The sequence below is a fragment of the Microvirga mediterraneensis genome (genome assembly GCF_013520865.1).
In the GTDB taxonomy this organism is placed as follows: domain Bacteria; phylum Pseudomonadota; class Alphaproteobacteria; order Rhizobiales; family Beijerinckiaceae; genus Microvirga; species Microvirga mediterraneensis.
Genome location: NZ_JACDXJ010000001.1, coordinates 2,674,087 through 2,691,873, shown reverse-complemented (window position 1 = coordinate 2,691,873; position 17,787 = coordinate 2,674,087). Strand labels below are relative to the sequence as shown.

Here is a 17,787-nt window from a genome sequence, read left to right as displayed (position 1 = left end):
AAGATCGTAGGCAGGAGAACGCGCGTGAATCAGGCGTTGCATGCGGACAGGAAGAACCGCCCGGTCTGGAGTAGAAGCCGTGTTATCGAGGGCTACAGGCGGATGGACAAGCTGCAGCCTCCAGAGGCTGCGATCCTGTCGATCCTGGAACCGGAGATTGCCGGCAAGAGAATTCTCGACATCGGCGTCGGAGGCGGAAGGACCACTCGTTATCTCACGGGCTTGAGCAGGGACTATATCGGCATCGACTACTCGCCGCGGATGATCCAACGCTGTCGCCAGATTTATCCGAACGTCCGATTCAAGGAATGCGATGCGCGCGACCTCTCTGCATTCCCGTCCGCTTCATTCGACTTCGTCATGTTCAGCTTCAATGGCATCGATTACGTCGATCATGCCGGCCGGCTGAAGATTCTTGCTGAGATCAGACGCGTTCTCGCCGATGACGGCGTCTTCGTGTTCTCATCCCATAATCGGGATACGAGGGTCCGAAGATCTTGGGAACTATCCCACTTCGTCGGCACGCACCCGGTCATCACGCCGTTGCGCTTTACCAAGAGAGCCATCCTCTACAGCCTGGGGATCATGAACAGTTTGAAGAACACCAGGAATGAGGAGCAGAACGAGACATATGCCCTGATGAACGATGAATGCCACGAGTACTCGCTGATGACCTACTACATCTCCGTTCCGAAGCAGATCGAGCAGGTGGAAGAAGCTGGATTTAAGGTAACCCATGTCTATGGCCTCGATGGACAGCAAGCAGATTATCGGTCTTCAACATCGTTAGATCCATGGATTTACTACCTCTGCCGCGCCTCAAATACCCATTTGGGGGCATGACGCGGAACATTTTCTTCCCATATCATCTACTCGAAGGCTTTTATAAGTTTAACCAGGAGCTTCCCAAGATGAGTAAGTACATCGGCACGGCGCGCAATGATTACTTGAAGGGCACAAGCAGCATCGATTGGATTCTGGGGCGCTCCGGCAACGATAAGCTCTGGGGTCTTGGCAAGAACGATCTTCTGGATGGCGGGACGGGAAACGACAAGCTCTATGGCGGCGACGGCAACGATCGGCTTTACGGCGGGAGCGGCAAGGACTATCTGAGCGGCGGCAACGGCGATGACCGTTTGTTCGGCGATTCCGGCAACGACAAGCTTTACGGCAACAACGGCAACGATAAGCTCTATGGCGGCAATGACCATGATTACCTGAGCGGCGGCAACGGCAACGATTTGCTTTCCGGTCAGAGCGGCAACGACCGGCTCTATGGTGACAACGGCCATGACAGGCTGGACGGTGGAATCGGGAACGACCGTCTTTACGGCGGGAGCGGGAATGATCTGCTCTATGGCCAGGATGGCGATGATTATCTCGACGGCGGAACTGGGGACGACACCATTGTCGGCGGCAACGGCGAGGATTACATCATCGGCGGCGAAGGAAACGATCTCCTTACCGGTGGCGCGGGCCGCGATTCCTTCGTGTTCAACACGACGCCGCATGCGGGCAACATTGACACGATCGTCGATTTCGAGGCGAACGATACGATCAATCTGGACCGCGGCCCCTTCTTCAACCTTACACCTGGAATTCTCAACCCCGACGCGTTCAGGATCGGAACGGCTGCGCTCGATGCGGATGACAGGATCATCTACGACAAAGCCACGGGCTCGCTCTACTTCGATGCCGATGGATCCGGCGCGGCAGCCGCCGTCAAGTTCGCGCATGTGACGCCCAACATCGATCTCGCGCCGATTAACTTCTTCGTCGTCTGATAGCGAGAATCTTCAGATATCTGGAATTCAGCCGTTCGAACTGGCTCCACCCATGTGGAGCCAGTTTTCTTTTCTCTTGCCGTGCATTTTGGCGGAGTTCCGGACGAAATCGCAACATAGTCTTTCATGCGGTGAGGCCGGTCTCGCGCCAGAGATGCTCCCACTTGCGTGCAATCATCTCCCTGCTTTCCTTTGCCGAATTTCTTGACGGTGGACCGGATTCACTTCGTCGAGAGATGCTCAAGCCGTTTGACCGGCTACATGAAATCTGACCGGACTTAACAGGAGCGTCCTCCGATCGCCTCACTCATCCTCGTTGGGGGCGCAGGAGGGGATCAAGCGCTGATCCGGCCGATGCTTTCGGAACTCGTGGACCGAGTAGAGTCATGGACGATGCGGCTGGGAATCCATGCGCGAGGATCGACGCGCCGACGCAGCAGACCGCGAATGGCGGTGAACGTCAGGACGATCCATGCCGTAACCGCATAGACCCCAAGGGAAACGGAGAGCCTGCGCAGAGACATCAAAGCGAAAGGAGCTACGAACAGAAGCCCTGAGATGACGGCCCTCTGCAGCATGCCGTCCACGGCGACCCAGACCAGGATGAGCGAAGCCAGCCATGCGATGACCACCGCCGAGGTCCAAAGCGTCCTGATCTTGCGTACCGTTTCAAGGAACGAGGAGCGCCCGATCATGGCCCGCAACAACTCCCCCGAGCCTAAGGCATACCCGCCCGTGACCCGGCGCCAGAGGAGCTGATAGGCGCCGATCTCATAGCCGTAATGTTCGACAGCCAGCCTGTCGATCCGAGACAGCCGCCATCCTTTCTCGCGCAACCGGGTCGCAAGCTCGAACTCCTCGAAAGCATGAAGGTTGCGGTCCGTGAAGTAGGATACGCTCTCGAGGGCCGAGCGTCGGTACAGCCCTCCCCCGTCCAGGCGATCGACCTCCCCGGGCTTCAAGTCGGCCTTCGCCCGGGCGGCTCTCGAGGCAAATTCAAGGCTGTCGAGATTCATGTCCTGGACGATGCCTCCGACACCCGCCAGTCCCTTATCGTCCTGAAGGGCTTTCAGGGCTGCCGGCAGGAAGGAGAGGTCGATGGCCATGTCGCCGTCGAGCAGATAGATGAACTCCCCCGAACAATACTGGAAGCCGAGTTGGGGTGCGGCGCCGCAGCAGCGATCTGCGGCATCGGTCAACTGAACGATCTTTATCGGATAGGCCGATGCGATCTCCACGGTCCTGTCACTCGACAGGCTGTCTGCGAGGATGACCTCGCCCCCGACGATCTTGACCGCTTCCAGACTGCTTTCGATCGCGCGCGCAATGTTCGTCTCTTCGTTCAGGGCCTTTATGATGACACTGACGTTCACAAGCAGACCTCCACCCCTGAGAAATTCATCGGTTGATGCCCCCTGGCCGATCCAAAATCCCTATGTGGCGCGCTAGCGTGTCACGTAGCGCAGCATCTTGAACATGTAGGGTCCCAGCTTCGGGAAAGCCGTCATGGCAAGGCGGTACTCGGCCTGTCGGACAGGCCTGAGAATGAAGAGCAGGACGATGAAGCCGACACTGCTCAGGAGACTCAACAGGAAGCGTCCGCCGCCTTCGAGCTCGAGGCTGGATGCCGTCAGATAGGATACGAGCAGGATCGCCATCGCCGCCGCATACAAGGGTACCAGACGTCGAAAATCGAGGGCCCGCTGAGCGCCGCGAAGGTCAAGCATATGCCGCAGGATCGCCAGTCGGACGACGACATCGACGCTTGGCCACAGCAGGGCCGCCACGAGGCCCAGTTGAGGCGTCGTGAAGAACACCAGCACAAGGCAGGCAATGCTGATCGGCGTGATCAGGGCAAACACCTGATGCTTGAGCTTGATGCCGGCGACGATTTCCAGGACCCTGTAATAACTGGTGCCCAGAGCCTGTGCCATGATGACGGGAATGATGTAGCCGTACTCGGCGAATTCGTGCCTGGCCACGACGCCGAGAATGACGGAGCTGATCGGCGCAATGAAGACGATGCCGAACAGCACCAGAACCGTTTCCGCTTTCGTCAGCAGGCCGAGAATCTTCTGCGACTCGGCCATCTTGCCGTCGACCCTGCTCTTCGTGATCAGCACAGGCTCGATGGCTATGGCCAGCAGATGGATCGGCAGGGCCCGTTGCGCCGACGAGATGATGCCGTGCACGAAGGAGATCGCCGCGGGCGGAACCACGGGAAGGGCCGCGGCGCCCGCGAGACGGACTGCCGACGGGCTCGTCGCAAGCCAGCCGGAAGACGATATATAAACCCCGAGCGCGAAGGAACGCTGCACATCGGGGTTGAGGCTGGATTTCGAATGCACCTCCTGGACGGAAGGCTTTGCGCGGCAATAGGAGTCGCGGCGCAGGACCACCAGCGAAATGATGGCGATCACCGAGATACCCGAGCTGACAAGCCAGCACAGGATCAGAGTTTCAGCCTCAAGGCGGTCCGCCAGGAAAAGCCCGGTGGTCAGGCCTATCCTGAGCATCATCTCTCCAAGGCTTACCGCAGACCATAGGTTGTACTCCATAAGGCCCTGTGAAAGCGCCTCGGCATCGGTCTGCAGCATGATGGTCGCGAACCAGAGAACCACCACATATTTGTTGTGCCCCTGCAGAACGTCCTCGATCAATGGGTAGGCCCCCAGGATCGCCAGCAGCAGGACCGAAACGGACACCAGGCTCGCGAACCGGTACAGCACATACCGGATCGCCGCATCCGCCATGATCCTTCTGTTTCCCGACGCAACCAGCTCGGGCATGAACCGCGATATGGCGCGGGAAATCCCGAGAGAGGCGACGGATACGAAAAGGACGGATCCCGCGAGAGCCACGGAGAAGACCGCGTATTCCGCCGGCTGCATCGCCTTGGCTACGAGAATTTGAAACGTCAGGCCCAGCAGCAGAACGCCAAGCCTGACGACGGCAGCCGCGGTCAGATCCTTGACCAGTCTTGCTCCAGGCGCCATCCGACCCCGCCCCTTCATCTTGTCAACTTTCAGCCACCGAAGCTGAGATCTGTACTGCCGGGCAGAGGACATGCGTTTCGTGCTACGCCCTGGATGCGGATGCATGATGCCACTGGAGTGAGCCTAACACTTACGATCTCCAAGAAGTCACGAAGCATGTGAAGAGAGAAACGTCCGATATTGGTTTCATTGCGACAATCCCGCTAGCCGTACCTGCGGACAGCCAGGAGGCGCCGCATCCTTCCACCAGCACGATCCGGCCAGCCGTCGCCGCTCTAGAGGGACGAAGCATAACCTCTCGCCCTGCCGCGAGTAAGCGCTCTGCTGAGTTAATCCCGATGAACGTGAAACAAGCTACCAGGGCATATTGCGATCGAACGGCCTCGTTTTATCTATCGGTCTTGGTTTCTGGTCGGGTCGAATTCTCATGCGCTCGATGAATGACGGTTCGGACGTGGGCATGAGGCCTGAGGAAATGAGGGCACTGCGCGGAAGGCCATCTTTGCGGGCCTCATCGGTCTATCCCAACGAACTGCCGGATTAAGAATTTGCAGCTCTTTTCTCATCCTGTCGGCACCAGATTCAGGCAATATGCCTGGTACTTCCAGCGTATCCGCTCTATGGAGCCGGCGGAAATCGTCTATCGCGGCGCCCAACAGGCGAAGCGGGCGAGATGGCGGCTCGATCAGGCCGGATGGGACAAGTTCGACCGGCCCGACGGGACGCTGAGGCCTCTCGCCAATGTTGCCCGCGCGTTGTCCGGCCCCATGCCCCCGGGTCTGCTGGAGGCGATCAGGGTCTCCGTGCTTCAAGTCGAGGCCGGACAGCTCGATCTCCTCGGCACGGCTTGGCCGCCCGCCTTGGTGTCCAGCCTGTCGGAGGACCTGTGGCTCGTCGATCCGGTGACCGGAAATCCCTGGCCGGGAGCGCAGACCTACTGCTTCGACATCGAATATCGTCACAGCGACCGGTTCGCCGACGTCAAGTTCGTCTGGGAAATCAACCGGCTCCAGTTCCTGCAGGCCGCAGCAGCCCTGCATGTCGCGGAACCGTCTCCGGCGCGCAAGGACTGGATCATGCGGGCCATCTCGTCCTGGATTAGGGCCAATCCGCCCTTTCGTGGCGTCAACTGGGCGTCGGGAATCGAGATCGCGCTGCGCCTCGTCTCCATCTCGGTGGTGGTTAGCGGCCTTTCGGAATATCTAGGCGCAGAAGATCGCCGGACGCTGAGGTCCTTCATAGCGGCCCACACCTTCTGGCTGCGCCAGCACCCTTCGCTCTACTCTTCCGCCAATAATCATCGTGTCGCGGAGGGTTTGGGCCTCGTGATCGGGGCCCTGCTCGCGCCTGACCTGGAGCACGCCGCGTCCGATCTGGCCGAGGGCCGGAAAGTCCTCGAATGGGCGCTACGGACCCAGTTCCACCCCGATGGCATCGGCGTCGAGCAATCCCCCACCTATTCGAGCTTCACGCTCGAAATGATCGCCTATGGCCTGCTTGCGCTCGTGAACTCACCGACAGCGCAGCCTCTGCCGAAGGACGCGCTTTCGAAGGCCGGCTTTGCCCTCAGGGCCTTCCTGGACGATGACGGCCAAGCCCCGAACATCGGCGACAACGACGAGGGGCGTGTGATCGTCGGGCCGATCACGCGGGAGCCGCGATATGTCGCCTCGGTCGCGGGCGCCGTTGCCGGACTGGTCGAGAATCCTGACATCGCCCCGCCCACGTCGGACCTTCAGCTCCGCAGCCTGGTGTTCGGCGGAATCGGCTATGACCGGGGCCGCCCGCCCGGAGCGGTGCAGTTTCCTCAAGGCGGCTATTCCATCTTCCATGGCGAGATCGCTGGGCATCGGACGCATCTCACGTTCGATCACGGCCCACTCGGTCTTGCCCCCCTGGCCGCCCATGGCCATGCCGATGCGCTCGCGCTCTGGCTGACGATCGAGGGCATTCCGGTCTTCGTCGATGCCGGCACCTACCTGTATCATGCAGGCCGCGAACGCCGGGACTATTTCAGGTCGAGCGAGGCCCACAACACGCTCCGCGTCGCCGGAGAGAACCAGAGTACTCCAGCGGGAGCGTTCAACTGGCGGAACAAGGCTTCCTGTCGCCTGATGGACACGAGGATGGATGGGTCGTTCATGGTCCGTGCCCGCCACGACGGCTACCTCAAGGCCTTCGGCCTCATGCACGAGAGGACGGTCGAGATCCAGGATGGCGGCATCTTCGTGACCGACTGCCTGATCGGCGCCGAAAAGGAGACGGAGATCGACATCTCGTTTCTCGTGAACCCCGCCTTGCGCGTGGTCATGGACGACGAGCGGATCCTGATCCTCAAGGGCTCGTCGCCGGTTGCATCCGTGCTTCCCCCCTCTGTCCCGGGGGCAGATTTCGATCCGTCGCTTGTCCGGGCCCCCTATTCGGCCTGCTTTGGCCATTTCGGCGAAACGACCTGCATTCAGATCCGCGGCCAGGTCAGAACCGGCATCGCCTTCACGACGAGGATTTCCGTCGCTCCGTAAACGGCAACGCCGCGCCGGGGTACAACGGCCCTGCGATTAGGCTCCGCGTGAACAAGCCTGGCTCTGAGGCTCCAGCCACCGGCTCCCGGACCCACAAGAGCCATGCCGTCCCAGAATGCCGCTCCGGAGCCCGCGTCAAACCGGATGTTGTAAAGGCCAACCCGGTGTTGTAAAGGCACATCGCGTCTTAAGTCGCGCGGTCCTGATGTGCTGGAACGCCTGCGCGAGACGCTGGATCGATCCAGGCGCCATCGTCGGCAGGTCTTTCAGTGCAATCCTGCCGGACGTGCCGAGTGTTCCTGCCCTCGATCGACAGGTTTTCCGTCGCGATTCCGTCACGCTGCGCCGCTCCGGGCGGGTGCCGCGCGGATGTCAGTTTCGATTAGATAAGTGGATGTTGCGGATGAATGCTCCCGCGCCGAAAGTCTCGTTCGTGTCCCTGGGCTGCCCGAAGGCCCTGGTGGATTCCGAGCGCATCATCACCCAGCTTCGCGCCCAGGGTTACCAGCTGACCAAGGAGCATGATGGGGCCGACGTGGTGATCGTCAACACCTGCGGCTTCCTCGACAGCGCCAAGGCCGAGTCCCTGGAGGCCATCGGCGAGGCCATGGCCGAGAACGGCAAGGTCATCGTCACCGGCTGCATGGGCGCCGAGCCCGAGCAGATCCGCGACCAGTTCCCGAACGTCCTGGCGATCACAGGTCCCCAGGCCTACGAATCCGTGGTCTCGGCCGTGCATCAGGCCGTGCCGCCGGCCCACGACCCGTTCGTCGATCTCGTCCCGCCCCAGGGCGTGAAGCTGACGCCGCGCCACTACGCCTACCTGAAAATTTCGGAGGGCTGCAACAACCGCTGCTCCTTCTGCATCATCCCGAAACTGCGCGGCGACTTGGTCAGCCGCCCCATCGCCGACGTGCTGCGGGAGGCTGAAAAGCTCGCCAAGGCGGGCGTCAAGGAACTCCTGGTCATTTCGCAGGACACCAGCGCCTACGGCCTCGACATCAAGTATCAGCCCAGCCTGTGGAAGGACCGCGAGGTCCGCACGCGCTTCTTCGAACTCGCCAGGGAACTCGGCGATCTCGGCATGTGGGTGCGCATGCACTACGTCTACCCCTACCCGCATGTGGACGAGGTCATCCCGCTGATGGCAGAGGGCAAGATCCTTCCCTATCTGGACATTCCCTTCCAGCACGCCTCGCCGCGCGTCCTGAAAGCCATGCGCCGTCCCGGCAACCAGGAGAAGACCCTGGAGCGCATCCACAAATGGCGCGAGATCTGCCCCGATCTCGCCATTCGCTCGACCTTCATCGTCGGCTTCCCGGGCGAGACGGACGAGGATGTGGACGTCCTGATGCAGTGGCTGAAGGAGGCCAGGATCGACCGCGCCGGCTGCTTCCAGTACGAGCCGGTCCAGGGCGCGCCCGCCAACGACATCGACGGCGCTGTCCCGCCCGAGGTGAAGGAAGAGCGCTGGCACCGCTTCATGCAGACCCAGCAGAAGGTCAGCGCCAAGATCCTCAAGAGCAAGGTCGGCAGGACCCTGCCGGTCATCATCGACGACCAGGGCGCCACGGTCGCGACCGGCCGCACCAAGTACGACGCCCCCGAGATCGACGGCGTCGTCTATGTGGCCTCCAAGACGCCGCTGAAGCCGGGCGAGATCGTCAACGTGAAGATCGAAAGCTCGGACGAGTACGACCTGCACGGGACGGTGGTTTAAAGCGCAAGCCGTTCAACATACTCCGCGCCATCACCGGCCTCGTGCCGGTGATCCCGACCCTGTCAAGCGCATCGCTTTTCCAATCGAGATGGCCGGGACAAGCCCGGCCATGACGTCGTGGATCCGAACACGAATTTATCGAGCACCCAGGATCTGCTCGCTCCTGATTACATGAACGCCCGCCGCCTCCATGTCACGCCGGGCCCTGGCGAGTGATCCGTCCGTGTCGATGGCCCGCGATGCGTCCTCGATCAGGTAGGTGTCGAACCCGGCCTCCACGGCGTCGAGGGCCGTCCAGGCCACACAGAAATCCAGGGCGAGCCCAACGCAGAAGACCCGGCTGAAGCCCCGCTCCTTCAGGTAGCCAGCGAGCCCGGTCGAGGTCCGCCGGTCCGCCTCCTTGAAGCCCGAGTAGCTGTCGATCCGGGCATTGTAGCCCTTGCGGATGACGAGTTGGGCATGCGGGATGTCGAGGTCAGGGGAAATCTCGGCGCCTGGCGTTCCCTGCACGCAATGATTGGGCCAGAGCACCTGCGGGCCGTAATGCAGCTCGGTGACCTCGAATGGCTGCTTCTCCGGATGGCTCGACGCGAAGGAAGCGTGCCCTTCCGGGTGCCAGTCCTGCGTCAGCACCACATGGCGAAACAGCTTCGCGAGCCGGTTGATCGGCGCGATCACGGCATCGCCCTCCGGCACGGCGAGCGCCCCGCCGGGCAGGAAGTCGAGCTGCACGTCCACGACGATGAGGACGTCGTGCTCACCCGCTTTGATCGTCGCCCGTTCGGTCATGCGTCATCCCCTTCGATTCCGACCGTGGATATAGCAGCCGCAACGAAAAAGGCAGCCGGTCTCCCGGCTGCCCTTCCCTGTTGCGAAACCAGTTCCGCTTATTGCGGGATCTTGTCCTCGATGCCCTTCACGTAGAAGTTCATGCCGAGCACCTGCTCGTCGGACAGGGCGCCGTTGCCCTTGCACTCGATCTCCTTGCCGTCCTGGCCGATGACCGGGCACTTGAAGGGGTTGAGCTTGTGCGTCTTGATCGCGGCCTCGGTCTCCTCGGCCATCTTCTTCACGTCGTCGGGCATGTTCTTGTAGGGCGTCATCACGACCATGTGGGCATCGATGCCGCCCCAGGTGTCCTGGGACTTCCAGGTGCCGTCGAGAACCGCCTTGGCGCGCGCGACGTAGTAGTCGTCCCAATTGTCGGTGATGGCGGTGAGCTGCGCCTTCGGAGCGAAGCGCTCCATGTCGGAGGCTTGGCCGAAGCCGAACTTGCCCCGGGCCTCGGCCGCCTGGATCGGCGCCGGGCTATCCGTGTGCTGAGCCAGGATGTCCACGCCCTGGTCGAGCAGCGCCTTGGCGGCATCGCCTTCCTTCGCCGGATCGAACCAGGTGTTGGCGAACACGATCTTGATCTTGACGTCCGGGTTCACGGACTTGGCGCCGAGATAATAGGCGTTTATGCCCGCGATCACTTCCGGAATCGGGAAGGCGCCCACATAGCCGATGGTGTTGGTCTTGGTCATCTTCCCGGCGATCACGCCGGTGATGTAGCGGCCTTCGTGGAACTTCGCCGCATAGGTCGAGAGGTTCGGGGCGCGCTTGAAGCCGGTGGCGTGCTCGAACTTGATGTTCGGGTACTTCTTGGCGACCTTCAGGGTCGGCTCCATGAAGCCGAAGGAGGTCGTGAAGATCAGGTCGTGGCCGGTGCGGGCGAGCTGCTCGATGGCGCGCTCGGAATCGGCCTCCGGCACGCTCTCCACGAAGGTGGTGGTCACCTTGCCCGGGAAGGCCTTCTCGATGGCCTGGCGCCCCTGGTCGTGCTGGTGGCTCCAGCCGAAGTCACCCACGGGGCCCACATAGATGAAGCCGACCTTGATCTTGTCCTTGGCCTGCGCGAGTGCGCCGGTCGCGGACAGCGCCAGGATCGCTGCCCCCGCAACGGCTCCGAAGACTTTCCCTGAAAACATGCTCGTTCCCTCGAGGTTGAATTCCAAACATTCCGTCGCAGGTCTGAAGGCTTCTGGCAAGAATTCCTCTGCCTACACTTTGGTCAGATTAACACCAGTTTGCTCACCGGTCAGGCACGAAGGGCACGCCCAGGGAACCCGGCGCCCCGACGGCCCTGCCATGCCGCAGGGAGAGGAGCAGAAGGGCGATGATCGTGGCCAGATACGGCACGGCAGACAACAGCTGAGGCGGCACGCCGAACTGGGCCGCCTGGGCGTGGAGCTGCAGCACCGTCGCGGCGCCGAAAATGTAGGCGCCGACCAGGAGCCAGCCCGGCCGCCAGGCCGCGAAGACCACGAGCGCCAGGGCGATCCAGCCCCGTCCCGCCGTCATGCCGGGCGACCAGAAGCGGGTATAGACCAGGGCGAGATAGGCCCCGGCGAGCCCTGCGCAGGCGCCCCCGAACAGGATGGCCCAGAACCGCACCCGCCAGACCGGCAGGCCCAGCGCATTGGCGGAGGTGTGGTTCTCGCCGATGGAGCGCAGGGTCAGGCCGGAGCGGGTCCGGGTGAGGTAGATCGCGACCAGGATCGTGAGCGCGATGGACGCGTAGACGAACAGATCCTGCTCAAAAAACAGGCGTCCGACCACGGGAATGTCGCTCAGCACCGGAATGTCGATATGCGCGACCGGATCGCGCCGCGCGCCCACGAAGGGAGCACCGATCAGACCCGACAATCCGAGGCCGAAGATCGTGAGCGCCAGCCCCGAGCCGACCTGGTTCGCCGCGAAGCCCAGCACCACGAGAGCGAACAGCGCGGCCATCAGGACGCCCGCGAGCATCCCGGCGGCGACGCCGAGCAGGGTCGAGTCGAAGGTCACGGCGGCGGCGAAGCTGCACGCCGCCCCCATCGCCATCATGCCTTCGACGCCGAGGTTGAGCACGCCGGAACGCTCCGCCACCAGCTCGCCCAGGGCGGCGATCAGGAGCGGCGTGGATGCGGTCACGATGGTAAGCAGAATCGCCTCGAAAGTGGTCATTTGCCCCCTCCCCGTGAGACGAAACGAATGCGGTAGCTCACGAGCGCGTCGGCTGCGAGCACGCAGAGCAGCAGGATGCCCTGGAAGGCCTGCGTGAGATCGAGCGGCAGCTTCAGCATGATCTGGGCGCTCTCGCCGCCGATGAAGGTCAGGGCGACGACGAGCGCCGCGATCAGGATGCCGATGGGGTTGAGGCGCCCGAGGAACGCCACCGTGATGGCCGTGAAGCCGTAACCCGGCGAGATCGACGGCTGCAGCTGCCCGATCTGGCCGGAAACCTCGGAAATGCCCGCGAGCCCGGCCAGCCCGCCCGAGATGGCGAAGACCGCCATCGTGGTCGCCTTGGAGCTGAAGCCCGCGAACCGCGCCGCGCGCGGCGCGTCGCCGGTCAGCTTCAGCCGGTAGCCGAACAGGGTCCGCCCCAGGATCACGGCGGTGAGCAGGACGGCGATCAGCGCGAACACGGCTCCGAAATGGACGCGGCCGCCCTCCAGGATCGGATGCAGCGTCGCCGACGGGTCGAAGGTCACCGATTGCGGGAAGTTGAAGCCCTTCGGGTCGCGCCAGGGACCGCGCACCAGATAATCGAGGATCAGCTGCGCCACATAGACGAGCATGAGGCTTGTCAGGATCTCGTTGACGCCGAAGCGCGTCTTCAGGAAGGCCGGAATCAAGCCGTAGAGGGCGCCGCCGATGATGCCGAGGATGAGCATGAGGGGCAGCACCCACGCTCCAGCCTCGGTACCGTGCGTCTTGAGCGCGAGCCAGCTGCCGAGCACCGCGCCGATCACGTATTGGCCCTCCGCCCCGATATTCCAGAGATTGGCGCGGAAGCAGTAGGACAGGCCGATAGCGATGAGCGCCAGCGGCGTCGCCTTGACCAGAAGCTCCTGCAGGGACCAGGAGTCGCTCAGGGGCTGGAGCACGTAGACATCGAAGGCCGCGATGGGAGAGCGGCCCATCAGCCAGATGACGAATCCCGCGATGAGAAAAGCGGTGACGAAGGCCGCCGCCGGGGCGAGCGCCCGCATGACGGGAGACACATTGGGACGGGGCGTCAGCTCAAAGCGCATGAGCGCCCCCCTGGGTTTGTGCAACACCGAGCATTTCCAGGCCGATGGCTTCCTTGGTCCATTCGCCGACCGGCTTCAGCGGGCTCAACTGCCCCTGATGAATGACGGCCATCCGGTCGGCCACTTCGAACAATTCGTCGAGATCCTGGCTGACGACGACGACGGCACTGCCCGCGCGGGCGAGATCGACGAGCGCCTGACGGATGAGCCGCGCCGCGCCCGCGTCGACGCCCCAGGTGGGCTGGTCGACGATGATGAGCTTGGGCTTGCGGATGATCTCGCGGCCGATGACGAATTTCTGCAGGTTGCCGCCGGACAGCTTGCGCGCCTGCGGATCGCCCTCGGGGGTGCGCACGTCGAAGCTCTGGATGATCGAGCGGGCGAGCCGCCTGGCGGCATTCAGCAGGATGAAGCCGGAGCGGCTCACCTCCGATGTCGCGTGGGAGATCAGGGTGTTCTCGCTCAGGCGGTGCGTCGGGGCCGCTGCATGGCCGAGGCGTTCCTCCGGCACGAAGGCCGCGCCCAGGCGGCGGCGGGCATCGATGCCCATGGTTCCCGAGGGCTGCCCGGCGATGACGATGGCATCCGGCCGGTCGGCCAGGCGCTCGCCCGACAAGGCGGCAAACAACTCGCTTTGCCCGTTGCCCGCAACGCCGGCGATGCCCACGACCTCGCCGGCCCGGGCCACGAGATCGATGTCGCGTAGGGCCTGACCGTGGAGACCGGCCGGCGGCATGGACAGATGCGAGACCTTGAGCACCTCGCCCAGGACATGATGCGGCGCATCGGTGCGGACCTCGCCGACTTCGTTGCCGACCATCAAGGCGGCGATCTCGCGGGCGCTCCTGGCCCTGGGATCGATGGTGGCGACCACCCGCCCGGCGCGCAGGATCGTGGCGCTGCGGCAGAGGCGGCGCACCTCTTCCAGCTTGTGCGAGATGTAGAGAATGGAGCAGCCCTCGGCCGAGAGACGGTCCAGGGTCGTGAAGAGATGCTCGGCCTCCTGCGGGGTCAGAACAGAGGTCGGCTCGTCCAAAATCAGGAGTCTGGGATTCTGGAGCAGGCAGCGCACGATCTCGATGCGCTGGCGCTCGCCGGCCGACAGGGTCCAGACCGCCCGGTCGGCATCGAGCGCAAGGCCGTAGGTCCGGCTGATCTCGCCGAGCTTACTGCGGACGGTGGACAGGCTCCACTCATGCGACAACGCGACAGCGATGTTCTCCGCGACGGTCAGCTCGTCGAACAGCGAGAAATGCTGAAACACCATGCCGAGGCCGAGATTGCGCGCCTCGACCGGGGACCCGATGGTGACCGGACGGCCCTCCCACCGGATCTCGCCGGCGCTCGGCTCGATGACCCCGTAGAGGATCTTGACCAGCGTGGACTTGCCCGCGCCGTTCTCGCCCAGCAGGGCGTGGATCTCGCCGGGCTGGATGGCCAGATTGATCCCGTCATTGGCGAGAAGGTCGCCATAGCGCTTGCTGATCCCTTGAAGCTCGACGAGGGGCGGCCCCGATGATGATACGTCTGCCTTCACACAAGCGACTCTGACTTAAGGGTTGCAGCGGGTTAGGAATTTGCACATGGATGACGGCCCGCGCGGCTCTTGGCAAGGGCCGAACGGGGGCGAGCTTCCGTTATGGAACAATCATAGGGAAGCGCCGCGCCGGTCGGCAATGCCGAATCCGTGGTTTATTGTGAGTCCGCGAACCGTCCACAACCCGATGGTGAGAGTGCCCGTGACCGAGAAGACCTATGACATCGCCGTGGTCGGCGCCGGAGCCGTGGGCCTGAGTGCCGCGCTGGCCTTTGCCCGCGATGGGTACGAAACCGTTCTCGTCGGTGGACTCGATGTCCGCCGGGACGGGCGGACCGTCGCCATGCTCAACGGCTCCGTCCGCTTCCTCGAAGCCCTCGGCGTCTGGCCAGCGGTGGCCTCCGTGGCGTCGCCGCTGGAAACCATGCGCATCATCGACGACACGGGCAGCCTGTTCCGTCCGCCCCCGGCGTCGTTCCGGGCCGGAGAGATCGGGCTCGACGCCTTCGGCTGGAACATCGAGAACGTCGCCCTCGTCGAGACCCTCGCGGAGGCCGCGCGGAACGCCGAGCACCTGACCCTCGTCCCGGAATTCGCCACGGGCTTCACGACGGACGACAACGGCGCAGCCCTTACCCTGGCTGGCGGCGCGACGATCCGCGCCGGCCTCGTCGTCGCGGCCGACGGGCGGAACTCCAGGCTGCGCCAGATTGCAGGGATCGATGCGAAGACATGGTCCTACCCGCAATCCGCCGTGACGGTCATCCTGGCCCATGACCGGGAGCACCGGGACACCTCGACGGAGTTCCACACCCGCCACGGACCCTTCACCCTGGTGCCCCTGCCCGGGCGCCGTTCGAGCCTGGTCTGGGTCACCAGCAAGGACGAGGCGGAGCGCCTCTCGAAGCTCGACGATGCGGCTCTCGCCCTGGCCATCGAGCGGCAGGCGCAGTCGCATCTCGGCGCCATGCGCGTCGATGGACCGCGCGGGCTCGTGCCCATGAGCGGCCTCTCGGTCGATCGCTACTGGTCGCCTCATCTCGCCCTCGTGGGAGAGGCAGCCCACGTGTTCCCGCCCATCGGCGCCCAGGGCCTCAATCTCGGTTTCCGCGATGTCGCCTCGCTTCGGGACGCGGTCATCGATGGCCACGACGCGGGCCATTCCCCCGGATCGGATGAGACCCTGAAGGGTTACCAGCGCAGCCGGGATCTCGACGTCCGCCTGCGCACGGCCGCCGTGGACGGCCTCAACCGGACGCTTCTCACCGGCATGATTCCGACCGATTTCCTGCGCGGCGCCGGGCTTCTGGCTCTGAGCAACATCGGCCCCCTGCGCCGGATCGTCATGCGCGAAGGCGTTCTCCCCCGGGTCGGCGTGCCCCGGCTGATGCAGGGTTAGGGCCGGGTTGAAAGAGGATCGTACCGTCCACTGTCATTCCCGGCCGCAGCGCAGCGGAGGGGAAGGGAATCCATGGCGCCAAGGGTGATCGTGGATCCCCTTCCCGCACTTCGTGCGCCGGGGATGACACCCTCGCGGTCATGGCCGGATGTTCCGGCGACCGACGCCTTTAGGCCAAAGAAGACGTGGATCCCCGGGTCAAGTCCAGGGATGACGACTGGTAGCACGTCCCCTCACGGAAACAGATCGTAAGGCAGCACTCCCGTCTTCGTGGTGAGGTAGAGAACGCCGGTCAGGGTGAACATCGACACCAGCGTGCCGACGAGGACGCAGGCCGAGGCGCGCTCGACGCCTACATTGTACTGGGTCGAGATGACGAAGATGTTGAGGGCGGGCGGCAGGGCCGCCATGATCATCGCCGCGTAGGTCCAGGCCGGGCCGAAATCGCCCATTGCGGAGAGCACGACCCAGACCAGGAGCGGGTGCAGAATCAGCTTGATGAAGACCAGCGCCGGAACCTCCCCCGGCATCTGCCTCAGGGGTCGCAGGGCCACGGTAACGCCCAGGATGAACAGGGCGCAGGGCGCGGCCGCTCCGGAGAGCCATGAGACAATCTGCTCGGCCGGTCCGGGGAGCCGGACATGCAGGTAGCTCGCCGCGATGCCGACGGCCGTGGCGACGTTGAAGGGATGGGTCACTACGCGCCAGACGATCCGGCGGATCGTTGCGGACAGGCTGAGCTTGTCGAGGCCCGCCATCGACATCAGCAGCGGGACCACGGAGAACAGGAACAGGTTGTCGAAGACGAAGATCAGGACCACCGGGGCGCTGGCCGCGGTGCCGATGGCCGCGAGGATGAGCGGCGGCCCCATATAGCCGATGTTGGAGTAAGACCCGGCCACGCCCTGCATGACGGATTGCGGCAGGTCCTTCGTGTAGCGCCAGCCGGTCGCGAACGAGAGCACGAACGCGCAGGCAGTCGAGAAGGTGGTGGCCGCGATGAACGGCCAGTTGGCCAGCTCGTCCAGGGGCTTGTCGGCGATGAGCCGGTAGAACAGGCAGGGCAGCGCCACGTAGATGAGGAAGAACTGCATCCAGGCGAGCCCGGCCTCGGGCTGCTTCACCACCCTGCCGCAGAAGAAACCGAGGCCGATGAGGCCGAAGAACGGGGCAAGAAGATTGAACAGCCCGATCAGGTCGGACATCGGCGGCTCCGAATGAACAGCGAGGGAAGGAACGGCAGGCCGGAGGTGGAAGCCTCTTCTGGCAAGGTTCCAACCTTGCCACAATCCTCCCTTTCGCGAGGGCGGCAGTCCCGGAACGCAAGGCTCCGGCCTGGAGAGCCGATGCTCTCTCGATTGTGACAGGAGGCCGATTTGGAGAATCCGGCGGGGATCTCTATATGAAGATCAAGGAGTTAAGACCATGAAAGCGAGTTCAGCAAAATTCGCGATCGGCCAAGTGGTTCGGCATCGGGTCTTCGATTTCAGGGGGCTCATCTTCGACGTCGACCCGGAATTCGACAACACCGAGGAATGGTGGCTGTCGATCCCGGAGGATGTCCGGCCCCGCAAAGACCAGCCGTTCTACCACCTCTTCGCCGAGAACGCGGAAACCGAGTACATTGCCTACGTTTCCGAGCAGAACCTCCTGCCCGATCATTCCGACGAGCCTCTGCGCAATCCGATGATCGCCGAGATGTTCACCTTGGAGAAGAACGGCATCTACAAGGCCAAGCCGATCCTGGCCCACTGAGATTTTTCAA

General features: G+C 63.4%; 14 protein-coding genes. 6 read left to right on the top strand and 8 right to left on the bottom strand.

The window, feature by feature from the left end; genetic code table 11:
* Positions 1-24 precede the first annotated feature (24 nt).
* The gene (locus H0S73_RS12810) at positions 25-843 is read left to right on the top strand and encodes a methyltransferase domain-containing protein (RefSeq protein ID WP_181052528.1); all 819 of its coding nucleotides are present in this window, start codon (positions 25-27) and stop codon (positions 841-843) included.
* A 68-nt stretch (positions 844-911) separates the two neighbouring features.
* Positions 912-1,784 carry a calcium-binding protein gene (locus H0S73_RS12805; RefSeq protein ID WP_181052527.1) on the top strand — a complete coding sequence of 291 codons (873 nt, stop codon included), beginning with the start codon at positions 912-914 and terminating at the stop codon, positions 1,782-1,784.
* A 335-nt stretch (positions 1,785-2,119) separates the two neighbouring features.
* Here H0S73_RS12805 and H0S73_RS12800 read toward each other — a convergent pair whose 3' ends face one another.
* Positions 2,120-3,157: a glycosyltransferase gene (locus H0S73_RS12800; RefSeq protein WP_181052526.1), complete on the bottom strand. Its 1,038-nt coding sequence runs from the start codon at positions 3,155-3,157 to the stop codon at positions 2,120-2,122.
* A gap of 72 nt (positions 3,158-3,229) precedes the next feature.
* Positions 3,230-4,780, bottom strand: coding sequence for an oligosaccharide flippase family protein (locus H0S73_RS12795; protein ID WP_181052525.1), 1,551 nt, complete (start codon positions 4,778-4,780; stop codon positions 3,230-3,232).
* Between the two features lie 548 nt (positions 4,781-5,328).
* Here H0S73_RS12795 and H0S73_RS12790 point away from each other — a divergent pair.
* A complete protein-coding gene (locus H0S73_RS12790) occupies positions 5,329-7,302 on the top strand; it encodes a heparinase II/III family protein (protein ID WP_181052524.1) in 1,974 nt (657 codons plus the stop codon).
* A gap of 403 nt (positions 7,303-7,705) precedes the next feature.
* Complete coding sequence (gene rimO / locus H0S73_RS12785) at positions 7,706-9,022, top strand: 30S ribosomal protein S12 methylthiotransferase RimO (RefSeq protein ID WP_181052523.1); 1,317 nt, start codon at positions 7,706-7,708, stop codon at positions 9,020-9,022.
* 135 nt (positions 9,023-9,157) lie between these two features.
* On the opposite strand, the gene pncA is transcribed toward rimO, so the two are convergent.
* The 5 genes from pncA to H0S73_RS12760 form a co-directional block, all read right to left on the bottom strand.
* Positions 9,158-9,811, bottom strand: a complete 654-nt coding sequence (pncA, locus tag H0S73_RS12780; RefSeq protein ID WP_181052522.1) for a bifunctional nicotinamidase/pyrazinamidase — start codon at positions 9,809-9,811, stop codon at positions 9,158-9,160.
* 98 nt (positions 9,812-9,909) lie between these two features.
* Entirely contained in the window at positions 9,910-10,992 is a 1,083-nt protein-coding gene (locus H0S73_RS12775) for a BMP family ABC transporter substrate-binding protein (RefSeq protein ID WP_181052521.1), read from the bottom strand.
* A gap of 103 nt (positions 10,993-11,095) precedes the next feature.
* Positions 11,096-12,013 (bottom strand): ABC transporter permease, encoded by a 918-nt coding sequence (locus tag H0S73_RS12770; RefSeq protein WP_181052520.1) that lies wholly within the window; start codon positions 12,011-12,013, stop codon positions 11,096-11,098.
* Positions 12,010-13,086, bottom strand: a complete 1,077-nt coding sequence (locus H0S73_RS12765) for an ABC transporter permease (protein ID WP_181052519.1) — start codon at positions 13,084-13,086, stop codon at positions 12,010-12,012. The genes H0S73_RS12770 and H0S73_RS12765 overlap by 4 nt, the downstream gene beginning before the upstream one ends.
* Complete coding sequence (locus H0S73_RS12760) at positions 13,076-14,623, bottom strand: ATP-binding cassette domain-containing protein (RefSeq protein ID WP_181052518.1); 1,548 nt, start codon at positions 14,621-14,623, stop codon at positions 13,076-13,078. Before H0S73_RS12760 ends, H0S73_RS12765 begins: the two co-directional genes overlap by 11 nt.
* A 187-nt stretch (positions 14,624-14,810) precedes the next feature.
* Between H0S73_RS12760 and H0S73_RS12755 the strand changes: the two genes are divergently transcribed.
* Positions 14,811-16,022 (top strand): UbiH/UbiF family hydroxylase, encoded by a 1,212-nt coding sequence (locus tag H0S73_RS12755; RefSeq protein ID WP_181052517.1) that lies wholly within the window; start codon positions 14,811-14,813, stop codon positions 16,020-16,022.
* A 233-nt stretch (positions 16,023-16,255) separates the two neighbouring features.
* Here H0S73_RS12755 and H0S73_RS12750 read toward each other — a convergent pair whose 3' ends face one another.
* Positions 16,256-17,227 carry an AEC family transporter gene (locus tag H0S73_RS12750; RefSeq protein ID WP_181052516.1) on the bottom strand — a complete coding sequence of 324 codons (972 nt, stop codon included), beginning with the start codon at positions 17,225-17,227 and terminating at the stop codon, positions 16,256-16,258.
* 220 nt (positions 17,228-17,447) lie between these two features.
* On the opposite strand from H0S73_RS12750, the gene hspQ reads away from it, so the two are divergent.
* Positions 17,448-17,777: a heat shock protein HspQ gene (gene hspQ / locus H0S73_RS12745; protein WP_181052515.1), complete on the top strand. Its 330-nt coding sequence runs from the start codon at positions 17,448-17,450 to the stop codon at positions 17,775-17,777.
* The last annotated feature ends 10 nt before the right edge of the window (positions 17,778-17,787 follow it).